Below are 12401 nucleotides of genomic sequence, written 5' to 3'. Positions count from 1 at the left end.
TTGATAAACTTTATCACTTAAAATTAAATGAACCTAAATTTCAAATTATGCATAATTTCAAAGATTTAAATGTTTGGAAAAAGTCCATACAGCTGGTTAAAGAAGTTTACATAATTACCAAAAATTATCCAAGCGAGGAAAAGTTTGGATTGACTTCACAAATTAGACTATCAGCAATATCAATACCTTCTAATATTGCAGAAGGTTGTGGTAGAAAAACCCAAAAGGATTTTTGTAATTTTCTTTACATAGCGCAAGGATCATCTTTCGAGTTTGAAACACAATTAATATTGTCTTTTGAATTAGGTTTTATTGAAGAAAACGTTTTTGAAAATACTGTTTCTAAATTGAATGAAATTCAAAAAATGCTAAATGGACTAATTAACAGTATAGAAAATAAATAAAAAGAATAATCTTAAAACCATTTAGTATCAAATATCTGAAACGAAAATCTAGATACTTGATACCAGATACTAAATACTAATAATATGAGTACAACAGAAAAAAAATTCACAGCAAAGGGCGGTGCTTTTTTAATTGAAGAAACACCAGCTCAGGCAGTTTTCACTCCAGAAGAGTGGACGGAAAAGCAAAAAATGATTGCTCAAACTTGTAAAGATTTCTTAGATCAGGAAGTTTATCCCAAATTAGATGAAATCGATGATGTAAAAGGAAATCCTGAATTAATGCCTCAATTGTTGGATAAATCAGGTGAATTAGGCCTTTTAGGAACTTCTGTTCCAGAAGAATACGGTGGATTCGGAATGGATTTCAATACTTCAATGCTAGTTGCTGAGGTAATCGGAGCCGGTCATTCTTTTGCAGTTGCATTATCTGCTCATACAGGTATTGGTACTTTACCTATCTTGTTTTATGGCGATGACGAGCAGAAAAAGAAATATTTACCAAAATTAGCAACGGGTGAATGGAAGGCTTCTTATTGTTTGACTGAACCAGATTCTGGGTCGGATGCTAATGCGGCAAAAACTAAAGCAGTATTATCTGATGATAAAAAACATTATATCATCAATGGTCAAAAAATGTGGATCACGAATGGTGGTTTCGCTGATGTTTTTATCGTTTTTGCCAAAATTGATGATGATAAAAACCTATCAGCTTTCATTATCGAAAAAGATTTTGGTGGAGTCACTATGAATGAAGAGGAAGCTAAAATGGGAATTAAAGGTTCTTCTACTCGCCAAGTATTCTTCAACGATTGTAAAGTACCGGTTGAGAATATGCTTTCTGAAAGAGAGAATGGATTCAAAATAGCAGTGAATATTCTTAATATTGGTAGAATTAAATTAGCGGCTTCCACTATCGGTGCTTGCAAAGGTATTATAGGAAATGCATCACAGTATGCGAATGAAAGAAAGCAGTTTGGAACTTCTATAGGTAGCTTTGGTGCTATCAAACATAAGTTAGCTGAAATGGCGGCTAGAACTTATGCTTCCGAATCAGCTGCTTACAGAGCAGGTCAAAATATTGACGATGCATATGATGATTTAGTAGCAGGTGGAATGTCAGAAGCTGAGGCTAAATTGAAATCAGTAGAAGAATTTGCAATCGAGTGTGCTATCTTGAAAGTGCATGGTTCTGAAACTTTGGATTATGTAGTAGATGAAGGTGTTCAAACTTATGGTGGTATGGGCTTCTCAGCTGATGCACCTATGGATAGAGCTTACCGCGATGCTCGTATCAATAGAATCTTTGAAGGTACTAACGAAATCAACCGTATGTTAACCATTGATATGTTGTTGAAGCGTGCCATGAAAGGTAAACTTGATTTGATGACGCCTGCTATGAACGTACAAAAAGAATTGACCTCAATTCCTGATTTTGGAGCGGACGAAGATGATTCACTTTTCGCAAAAGAGAAAAAAGTTTTAGCTAATTTGAAAAAGGCAGGCTTGATGATTTCCGGTGCTGCAGTTCAAAAGTATATGCAAAAACTTTCTGAGGAACAGGAGATATTAATGAATTTGGCTGATATGTTGATTGAGGTTTACGCAGCAGAATCTGCTCTATTAAGAACCGAAAAGTTGGTAGGCATCAAAGGAGAGGAAGCTTGCAAACAACAAATCAATATGACTAAACTTTATCTACATAGTGCAGTTGAAATTGCTAATAAAGCAGGTAAAGAAGCAATCTTCGCATTTGCTGAAGGTGATGAACAGCGCATGATGTTATTAGGATTGAAGAGATTTACAAAAATTGATCCTATGAACTTAAAAGAAGTAAGAAGATCAATCGCTGGCCATGTTTTAGAGAAACAAGCTTACGAATTTTAATTAATAAACTCCAGTAAACATTAAAAAGGCTCGAAAATTTCCGAGCCTTTTTTGTTGATTTAAAGCATTTTAAGATGTGGTGTAGATAATACTCTAGTTATTAAATACTTTAAAAATTGTAATTTATCGTAATAATTTACAATTTCGGGCTTCATTAAATCAATAATCACTATGTTAACTTTTGATATTAAACATCAGGATCGCTACTCACGTGGCGAACTATTATTGAGGGCAATTTTTGGCTGGCTTTACATCCAGATTCCACATGCCTTTCTACTATTTTTTGTTGGATTATGGGGCGCTTTATTAAGATTTATTTCTTTTTTCATTATTCTATTTACTGGTCGATACCCTGAAAGCTTTTTCGAATTTCAAGTACAATTAATTCGTTGGCAAACAAGATTAAACGCAAGACTTTTTAATTTAGCAGATGATTATCCTTCTTTTGGGTTAGATGCTACAGATCAGTATGTTAATGTAGATGTAAAATATCCTGAAAGAATAAGTAGAGGCTTAGTATTGTTAAGGTTTTTCTTAGGTCCTATTTATGTTATTATTCCTCATGCATTTATTCTGTTTTTTAGAATAATATGGGTCTTAATATTAGTGTTTTTGGCTTTTTGGGTTGTCCTGTTTACAGGAGAATTCCCAGCCTCTTGGCACGAATTTATTGTTGGGACCTTAAGATGGCAAACCAGAGTTAATCTTTATATGTGGTATATGACGGATGAGTATCCACCGTTCACAGGAAAACCAGTAGCACGATGAAAGTAAATCAATATGAACCAATTCCTCAACCTGAGGAGCTAGAAATTAGGGAAAAAGAAGATGCAATGGGAGCCTATCTAATGATGTTCGCAGCATTAGGGGCAGGGCTTCCTTTGCCTATTTTGAATTTAGTTGCAGCTATAATTTATTATTATATCAATAAAGGAAAGAGTCTGTTTGTTCGCTTTCACTCTTTGCAATCCCTATTAAGTCAACTGCCAACAAGTATTTTGAATGCTGTTGCTGTTTTTTGGGGAGCCAGAATAATATTTTTTGACTACGCATTTACAGATGTGTTCAAAGGCTACTTATGGTTAGTGGGCATTGCGAATTTAATCTATATTATTTTCAGCATTATCGGTGCAGTAAAAGCAAGAAAGGGCGAGATGTATTACTTTCTTTTCTTTGGTAGGGTTTCCTATCAATCCGTTTTTAAGAAGAAAGAAGAAGGAGCTCATAAAGCAATGGTGAATCAACCTCCAAAGATGTAATATGAACAGAAATTTCAGGGATTTAGCAATAATATTAATAGTAGCCTTGATTATTTGGGCAGGCTTCACCTATTTTTCTACCACTACAGAACAACAGGATTTGGTTTCTTTAGAACAGGAGGCTGAAATAGCAGAATTCTTCAATCGTCAAATTTTTAGAGAATTCGACTCTGTTAATGTGGAATTGACTGATTCAATTATGAATGTCATATTTGAAAGGTTGTCAAGTGGGATGGATACTGTTAGTTATGAATATGATATTTATGTTCTGAAATCCGATCAGGTAAATGCTTTTACTGCCTTTAATGGTCAGTTATTTGTTTTTACAGGTTTAATTGAACAAACTGAAACGGCTGAAGAACTGGCAGCTGTCTTAGCTCATGAATTAGCCCATGCTGAAAACAGGCATGTAATCAAAAATCTGGTAAAGGAAATAGGATTAAATTCTTTGATACTTATAATTTCAGGCGGTGATCCAGTAGTGATGCAAGAAATAACTAAATTGGTTGTAAGTAGTGGTTTCAGTAGAAGGATGGAGAGAGAAGCAGATGAATATGCAATTAAATATTTGCGAGAAGCTAATATTAATCCTAATAGATTAACACAGTTTTTTTTAAAACTGAAACAGAAAAATAAAGAATTACCAGAAGGATTAGAATGGATTTCTTCTCATCCTGCTTTAAAAGAAAGAATCCAGTTTGTAACAGAAAATGCAGGAGATTCAATTAAGGAAGTGCCCATTAAATTGAACTGGGATGAGTTTAAATATTCATTAAAGTAATATTTGATGTATCAACAATAATAGTTTTGTACTTTAATTAGAAATACAGTTTAAAAATAGTAATTTTCTAATAAATATAAAAAAAATTCTATTGGGGGCTTGACTGCTAAAATAAATCATTATACATTTACAACATCTTATACAAGTCAATGACTTTGTAAGGTTTTGGTTGAAATAGAAAGGCAGCTGGGGAGCTGCCTTTCGCTTTTCCTACCCTTTTGTATTTCAATCACACATTCAACCACTTTTCTCTCATCATTTTTTCAGTATTATTTCTATCTTTCTTATCTTTTAAGACATATCGGCTGTAAAACCCACCTTTTTCAGTTTTAATTGTGGTTTGAAGCAATTTATTAATCCAGAAAAATTGAACACTATATTTTTCCTACTTTCCTCGCGAAGACACCATAGCTATCCAAAGTACAAATAATTTAAAAGTATCTAGAAACAAGATAAATCTGATTTAATAGAGGAATAATAAGATCGGATTTATTTGTTGATTATATTAATAGCTAACCCCCCCCCCCCCCCCAACTTTCGCCAAAAGCGAAAAAGCGGGTTGGAGGGTAAAATGGCGGGCTGGCGTTGGCATTTGCGAGAAGTAGCATCATTTTACCTAGATTTTTTGCTTACTTTTTCATCAATGGAAAAAGTAAGAATGATTAAGCTAGAATTAAAATGCAACAATAAGCAATTTAATGTATAATTGTGCTTTCTTGAACACCATCAAATAATGAAAAAGTACCTTTAAAACAATAGATTGGACTTTTTAATGTTACCGAGAAAAATAGCTGCCTTTCGCTTTTCCTACCCTTTTGTATTTCAATCACACATTCAACCACTTTTTCCTCATCAATTTTTCAGCTTCTTTTATATCATTATTTTCTTTTAGAATATATCGACTGTAAAATCCACCATTTTCAGTTTTAAGGGTAACCTCTATTAAATTATTGTTCCTGAAAAATTGAAAAGTATAAGAAGTATCTCCTCCTATTTGAATTGCATCCTCCATTTCCTCGAATTTCTGCTTATCAATACTTATTAATTTATCTCCAATTCTAAAAGCTTTTTCAGCTGGACTAGCAGGAGCAATTCCGACAACTGCTCCTTCATTTATTTTTAAGCCGAAATGATGAGTTAATGGATTTTCATTTATTTTCAATTCCATTTCAAATCCAAATTGGCTCAATAAATCTTTTAACCCATTTTCAACCGGTTCACATCCTGATATGAATTTATTGGAATATTCAGTTAATTCTTGACCAATAACTTCTTCAGCTGTTTTTAAATAATCTTCTTGGCTATAACCTTTGTCTTTTTTGTAGAAATCAGTCCATAATTTCCTCATAACATCATCAAGGCTCATTTCTCCTTTCGATTCTAAAATGATTTTCAAATCCAGTATTAAAGCGATCAAAGCTCCTTTAACATAAATGGAAACCTTGCGATGGGGAATTCCAGCTTCATAACCATCTAACCATAAATCCCAGGATGATTCTGCTACAGAAGTGTTAAATCTCCCATAATTCTCAAAATGGCGCTTGAAAAGTATATTTATTTCTTCCATATACCAATCTAAATCTTTAACACCACTCCTAATAAGGAATAGATCACCGTAATATGTGGTAACACCCTCAGCTATATATCCTGTGGTGAAGTAATTCTCCCTTTCAAAATTGTAAGGATACATTTCTTCTGGCCTGATTCGAATGATATTCCAGTAGTGAAATAGTTCATGTGAGCTAATTCCTAAAAAATTATTATAGAAGGTTTCTGTATTAAATTCTTTAGCAGGGCCTAAAACTATGCAAGTGCTATTTAAATGCTCCACTCCATGATAGGCTTTTTCATCAGGAATTTGAAAGAGGAAATGATAGTCTGAACTTTCAAATTCGCTCATAGTGTCCATTTGTAAGACAGTGAATTTTTTGAAGTCATCTAAAATCTGATCTTTATTTTTTAAATCTACATTTCCCCTAAACCATAAATGGAAATTTGTTTCTTCTACATTGTACTCCAAATGCTGTAGTTTTTTGCCTGCCAAGACAGGGCTGTCTACTAACTCATAAAAACTCTCTGCTACTAAATTATCACCTTCTTTTTTCAATCCACAAGCTACAGTCCAATCCTTAGGAATATCTAGCTGTACTTCATGAGTTTGATGCATTTCATCAGTTTGATACAGCATGCAGTTAATAAAATTCAAATACCAATGCTCTTCATCTACAAAAGTGCTTCCTCCATCTATGGTAGAGGTGTAGATTTCATATTGAATGATACAATCCTCATCTTCACAATAAATTTTCCACGTATTTTTATTCGTCTTTTGAAAATCAATCGCTTCTCCTTTTTTATTGAATGCTTTGAAGTTTCTCAAGTATTTAGAAAAGTTTCCTAACTGATATCTACCTGGTCTCCAGTCAGGAAGTTTCATTTCAAAATCAGCTTTGGATGGTTTAACCAGTATTTCTACTTGTAAAAAAGAATCGTGTGGAAACTTTTGTGATAATCTATAATGAATCATTATCAATTTATTTAATTAATCGACTTACATTTGTGTCGTAAAGTTGATGATTTATAAGGAGATATAAAACGAGATATTCTTATAGTATTTTGAAAAACAATTTTGCGAAAAGAAATTAACTGCTTATCTTTGCAGCCCTTATAAAAGAACAAGAGAAAATTTAAAATATAAAGATATGAAACGTACATTTCAGCCTTCTCAAAGGAAAAGAAAAAACAAACATGGGTTCAGAACTAGAATGGAATCTGCGAATGGAAGAAACGTTTTGGCGAGAAGAAGAGCGAAAGGTCGTCACAAATTAACTGTTTCAGACGAAAAAGGTAAGCATAGAAAATAATTCTTCTATGCAATTAAGCGCATGTCTGTAATCTCGGACAATAACGATTTTTCTTTTAAGAAAACGGAGCGCTTACATCACCGCAATGATATTCAGGAGCTTTTTGAAAAAGGCTCCTCTTTTTATTTATACCCATTTAAGGTCATTTACATTGCTGAGCCTCTTGATTCTAAAATCAAACCTCAGCAATTATTGATTTCCGTTCCCAAAAGGAAATTTAAAAAAGCTCCAAACCGAAATTTCATCAAAAGGCAAGTCAGAGAAGCCTACCGCCATCATAAAAATCTCATTGATCCTGAAAAACTTAATAAAAATTTAAGGATTGCTTATATTTACACCTCTGATAAAAAAATGCCTTCTAATGTTTTAACAAAAAAACTAAAAAAGACATTAGAGCGTTTGCATCAAGAATTCGTAGTTTAATAACCGAAATTCAAAAGAGATAACATTATATTATCTTTACGAAAACTTATACAAGCCAAAGGCTTGAGGTCACTCTCGCAGAGGCGCCAAGACGCTAAGACCTCGCAACGTAATTAAAAAGAAATGCATATTGATTTCTAAGGCACTGAATTATATTATATTTTCCTTTGCGAGGTCTTAGCGCCTTAGCGCCTTTGCGAGATATTTTTGGTAGCGCATCTTTGATGCGTGTCAGAAAAGGTTTGTTATGTTTATAGTGAAAAATTAAGTAAATAACTGTCCATGAAGCTTTCAAATAAAATAATAATCACACTATTAGCCATTGGCTTAATAGGCTTAGTGTCATTTCAAGTAAAAAAGAACGATAGGTATTTTGAAATCATCAAAAATCTAGATGTTTTTACCACCTTATATAAAGAGCTTAATACCTACTATGTAGATGAGGTTAATCCAACTGATATAATGGAAACTGGCATTGAAGCTATGCTAGAATCTTTGGATCCATACACCAATTTTATTCCTGAGGATAAAATCGAAGACTACCGCATTATGTCCACTGGTCAATATGCAGGAATTGGAACCACTATGGGTGAAATTGAGAATAGACATGTTGTGATGATGGTTTTTGAAGATTCTCCCGCTGAAAAGGCAGGACTTAAAATAGGAGACGAGCTAATCAAAATTAACAAGAATGCAGTGGAGGATTATACAACAGACGAAATAAACAAGCTTTTAAAAGGTCAGATTGGAACAGCTGTTGAAATTGAAATAAGTCGCAAATCAGTAAAAAAACCTCTTAAGTTTTCTATTGATAGAGAAAGTATCAATATAGAAAGTGTCCCTTTTTATGGAATGATAGATGAAAATATTGCTTACATCAGGTTAACTGAATTCTCAAGTGGTGCAGGGTCTTCTGTTCGTTCGGCCTTGGTTGAACTAAAAGGAAAAGGGGCTAAAAAAGTAATTCTCGATTTAAGAGGAAATCCTGGTGGGTTATTAAATGAATCCATCGAGGTTTCCAATATATTTATTCCAAAAGGATTGGAAGTGGTAAGTACTAAAGGGAAGATTGAGGAATGGAATAAGACGTATACGGCTAATAAAAACCCAGTAGATGTCAATATTCCATTAGCAGTATTGATTAGTAATAATAGTGCTTCGGCTTCAGAAATCGTAGCTGGAGCCATGCAGGATTATGACAGGGGAGTGTTAGTTGGACAAAGAAGTTTTGGAAAAGGCCTGGTTCAAGCCACCCGTCCATTAAGTTATAATAGTCAATTAAAAATAACTACCGCAAAATATTATATTCCAAGTGGAAGATGTATTCAAGCGATTGATTATAGTCATAGAAATGAAGATGGGAGTATTGGTAAAATCCCTGATTCTTTGAAGACTGAATTTAAAACACGAGCGGGTAGAATAGTTTATGATGGAGGAGGAGTTTCGCCTGATCATGATGTAATCAATAAAGGTTATGCGCCTATTACCATTCAATTAATTAAGAAAGGATTCATTTTTGACTTTGCAACAAAGTATTATTATGAAAATGAAGATATGAAGCCTGATCCTATAGCGTTTTCTATTTCTGATGAGCTATATTCTGAATTTACCAACTGGGTTTCAGGAAAAGATTATAGTTATACAACTGCTACAGAAGAAACCATCAAAGAGCTAAAAGAAACTGCTGATACTGACAAATATTTTAGTTTTCTGGAAAAGGAAATTGAAGCACTAGAAGCTGAAATCAAGTCTCATAAAAAAGAAGATTTAAAGATTTTTAGTTCTGAAATTAAACTGGCATTAAAAGAAGAAATCATTTCTAGATTTCATAAAAGACAAGGCATGATAGAATCCTCCTTTGAAAATGATGAAGAAGTGGATGAAGCAATAAAGCTTTTGAATGATGAGGTTCAATATAAAAACCTTCTTCAAGCTGCTAAATAATGGATTTTTATTTTCTTTTATTTTTAGCGGGTTTAATTGGTGGACTTGTTTCAGGATTGTTGGGTGTTGGAGGTGGAATAGTATATATCGTAATTCTTCCAATTGCATTTCAGTTTATAGGTATTCCATATGAGGAAATAGCTCAATTTACCATTGCTAATTCTTTGTTTGGGACATTCTTCGCTGGACTTTTTGCGACTTACACTCATTTCAAACATGGTGAGTTTTACCTTAAGCAAATCTTAATTATTAGCATATCCTCCATATTGGCTGGGTTATTATCGCTACACTTTATTGTGAATACTCCATTCTATTCTAAAGAGGTTTTTAATGTAATAGTCATTATTTTATTGGGAGCTATGTTATTTTCCACCTTATTTAATGCAAAGAAACAAGACAACTTTATAGAGACAACTAATAGAACAAAGAGATTATTGAGTTTCACAGGTCTTTCAGCTGGTTTAACAGCCTCCCTAACAGGTTTAGGTGGAGGAATAATTATCATCCCCTTTTTAAATCAAGGGTTTAAAATGGGAGTTAAGAAAGCGAAAGCCATTTCTTTAGGAGTCATTACGATAACTTCATTTGCTATGGTGATATTCAACCTCTTTCAAGTACCCATGAAAACAATTGAGGTCAATCATACAGGATATATTCTTTTTCAAGTAACCGGGCCATTAATTATAGGCACATTATTAACTGCCAGATTGGGGGTGAAGTTAAGTCGGAAAATGAAAGCTTCAACCGTTAGTTACTTATTTTCTGCTTTCATAATTTTGGTGATTATTAAAAAATTGATTGAGTTGTTATGAGCTATATTGTAAGCATAGAAACTTCTACAGCTATTTGTTCGGTTGCCATTCATAATGAAGGAAAGCTCATGGCAAATGCAGACTTATATTTAGAAAAGTCTCATTCAAATTCATTAACGCCCCTCATAGAGCAATTGCTTCATCATTGTGATCTCCAGATGAAGGATCTAAATGCAATAGCAGTTTCATCTGGCCCTGGTTCTTATACGGGTTTGCGAATTGGTTTAAGCACTGCCAAAGGATTATGCTATGCATTGGATATTCCTTTAATTTCTATTTCCTCTTTAGATAGCATGACAACCCAGGTCTTAAATTTCCATAAAGATGATAAATCAATATACATCCCAATGTTAGATGCGCGTAGAATGGAAGTTTTCTATAAGGTTTCCGATGCAAATCTGATAGAGGTGGAGAAAATGTCTAACCTTATTATAGAGGAAGATTCATTTAGTGATTACCTTAATCAATATAAGAGTGTTTTCCTTTTTGGAAATGGAGCTGAAAAAGCTTGGGATTTATTAAAACATAAATCAGAAAATTTTATCTTTATTGATAACGTAAATCCCTCAGCTCAATTTTATGGTGAAATGGCTTTGGAGAAATTCGAAAAAGAGCAATTTGAAGACCTGGCTTATTTTGAGCCTAATTATGGGAAAGAATTTTATTCTCCTAAATCAAAAAAGAAATCATTTTTAGATTTGAATCGTTGAGAAGCTGAGAATATTTTTAAAAGATTAATGATGGAAGAGCAGATTGAGAACAGAGTAAAGAAAAGTCCTTTAGTTTCATTTGACTTAGAAGAGATAGTCGATAAAATTACTGAAAGAAAAACAATTGATTTGAAAGAGAATTTATTTCAAGGCCTAGTGCTAAGAGAAAAGGACTTTCGCTTGTTTGTCAAAGAACATGATTGGGATCAATATGAGGATTGCTATGTGAATTTAACCTGCAGCACAGATGCAATAATTCCGAACTGGGCTTATATGCTATTGGTTAGTAAACTCTCGTCTAAAGCTAAATTGATTGTTCAGGGCAATAATAGTGAATTAGAAAAGGAGGTTTTAAGATTAAAATTAGATGAAATAGACTACGGTCAGTTTCAAAATGCCAAAATTGTAATAAAAGGCTGCAGTGAATTATCACATCCTGAATTCGCCTTTACACAAATCACCAATAAGATGATGCCCTACGTGAGCTCCATTATGTATGGAGAACCTTGCAGTACAGTACCGATTTATAAAGCCCCAAAAAAATAAATCCTTTATATATATAGGATTCGATTACTTAAGCTAAACCCTCCTAAAAAGATATAATTGATGGCAAAATATAGTTTGGGAAGAATAGAGAGGGTTTTTACAATCGGTTTGTCAATGGTGTTATTCTTTTATGATTAAGTCTTTGCAGTCTTTTAACTAAATCTCGAAAGAGATAATAATAATAATTTTTTTTGCGAAAACTTTGCTTCATTGCGGCTCACGACTAAAGTACGGGACTGGTATTGCGAGATCTTTTAAGCGTCAAAGACGCCTGTGGACGTTAATTAAATAGTAGCAAAAAGAAAGATTGGAATTTAAATGAGATACAATCCAAAGTTCTACTAAAAGCAGCCTTTTATGTTTCAAATGTTTATTTAAGCTCTATGAAATGTAATCACAAATTAAATTTTATTTTTTATTTCTCCCCTAATCCTTTGACAATAAATAGATTAGTATAATCTACCAGAATTCCTTTAATTTATTTCTCAAATACCTATTGCGGATAAAGGAAAAGGGTTTACCTTTGCACTCCCAATACGGAAAGCGTGAGGGGGAAGCGAGTTGAGAAGCTGAATTTAGAAAGAGAGCAATTAACGGGTTTAAAAGTCTCAAAAAACTTTTTCAAATTAATTTGTAAAAAGGCCTTGCGGAATTAAAAACTTGTTTTACCTTTGCACTCCCAATCGCGGAAAGCGCGAGACGGAAAAGGAAATAACGACATGATGCGAGTGGATTTTAGGAAAGAGAAGCGAGCTTTGCGAGCTTGAGAGAAGC

Annotated in this window: 12 protein-coding genes; 11 read left to right on the top strand and 1 reads right to left on the bottom strand. The window is 33.4% G+C overall.

Features of this window, described 5'->3' with window-relative positions; translation table 11 throughout:
* The first annotated feature begins 47 nt into the window (after positions 1-47).
* The 5 genes from ABWH96_RS19200 (at position 48) to ABWH96_RS19180 (ending at position 4331) form a co-directional block, all read left to right on the top strand.
* Entirely contained in the window at positions 48-404 is a 357-nt protein-coding gene (locus ABWH96_RS19200; protein ID WP_375579113.1) for a four helix bundle protein, read from the top strand.
* A gap of 84 nt (positions 405-488) precedes the next feature.
* Complete coding sequence (locus tag ABWH96_RS19195; RefSeq protein WP_375579112.1) at positions 489-2291, top strand: acyl-CoA dehydrogenase family protein; 1803 nt, start codon at positions 489-491, stop codon at positions 2289-2291.
* Positions 2292-2462: 171 nt separating this feature from the next.
* Complete coding sequence (locus ABWH96_RS19190; protein WP_375579111.1) at positions 2463-3059, top strand: DUF4389 domain-containing protein; 597 nt, start codon at positions 2463-2465, stop codon at positions 3057-3059.
* Complete coding sequence (locus ABWH96_RS19185; protein ID WP_375579110.1) at positions 3056-3550, top strand: DUF4870 domain-containing protein; 495 nt, start codon at positions 3056-3058, stop codon at positions 3548-3550. The genes ABWH96_RS19190 and ABWH96_RS19185 overlap by 4 nt, the downstream gene beginning before the upstream one ends.
* A 1-nt stretch (position 3551) precedes the next feature.
* Entirely contained in the window at positions 3552-4331 is a 780-nt protein-coding gene (locus tag ABWH96_RS19180; RefSeq protein ID WP_375579109.1) for a M48 family metallopeptidase, read from the top strand.
* Between the two features lie 826 nt (positions 4332-5157).
* On the opposite strand, the gene ABWH96_RS19175 is transcribed toward ABWH96_RS19180, so the two are convergent.
* Positions 5158-6855 (bottom strand): M61 family metallopeptidase, encoded by a 1698-nt coding sequence (locus ABWH96_RS19175; RefSeq protein WP_375579108.1) that lies wholly within the window; start codon positions 6853-6855, stop codon positions 5158-5160.
* A gap of 175 nt (positions 6856-7030) precedes the next feature.
* Between ABWH96_RS19175 and rpmH the strand changes: the two genes are divergently transcribed.
* The 6 genes from rpmH to ABWH96_RS19145 all read left to right on the top strand — a co-directional run bounded on the left by rpmH (position 7031) and on the right by ABWH96_RS19145 (position 11627).
* Positions 7031-7192: a 50S ribosomal protein L34 gene (gene rpmH, locus ABWH96_RS19170; protein ID WP_013453813.1), complete on the top strand. Its 162-nt coding sequence runs from the start codon at positions 7031-7033 to the stop codon at positions 7190-7192.
* Between the two features lie 21 nt (positions 7193-7213).
* Positions 7214-7615 (top strand): ribonuclease P protein component, encoded by a 402-nt coding sequence (gene rnpA / locus ABWH96_RS19165; RefSeq protein ID WP_375579107.1) that lies wholly within the window; start codon positions 7214-7216, stop codon positions 7613-7615.
* A 282-nt stretch (positions 7616-7897) separates the two neighbouring features.
* Positions 7898-9559, top strand: a complete 1662-nt coding sequence (locus ABWH96_RS19160) for a S41 family peptidase (RefSeq protein ID WP_375579106.1) — start codon at positions 7898-7900, stop codon at positions 9557-9559.
* Positions 9559-10371 (top strand): sulfite exporter TauE/SafE family protein, encoded by an 813-nt coding sequence (locus ABWH96_RS19155; RefSeq protein WP_375579105.1) that lies wholly within the window; start codon positions 9559-9561, stop codon positions 10369-10371. The genes ABWH96_RS19160 and ABWH96_RS19155 overlap by 1 nt, the downstream gene beginning before the upstream one ends.
* Positions 10368-11081: a tRNA (adenosine(37)-N6)-threonylcarbamoyltransferase complex dimerization subunit type 1 TsaB gene (gene tsaB / locus ABWH96_RS19150; protein ID WP_375579104.1), complete on the top strand. Its 714-nt coding sequence runs from the start codon at positions 10368-10370 to the stop codon at positions 11079-11081. The genes ABWH96_RS19155 and tsaB overlap by 4 nt, the downstream gene beginning before the upstream one ends.
* Positions 11082-11111: 30 nt before the next feature.
* Positions 11112-11627 (top strand): DUF2480 family protein, encoded by a 516-nt coding sequence (locus tag ABWH96_RS19145; RefSeq protein ID WP_375579103.1) that lies wholly within the window; start codon positions 11112-11114, stop codon positions 11625-11627.
* Positions 11628-12401: the final 774 nt, after the last annotated feature.

Source organism: Marivirga tractuosa, assembly GCF_042140215.1.
Lineage (GTDB): Bacteria > Bacteroidota > Bacteroidia > Cytophagales > Cyclobacteriaceae > Marivirga > Marivirga tractuosa_A.
This window is presented reverse-complemented; position numbering and strand designations above follow the sequence as displayed.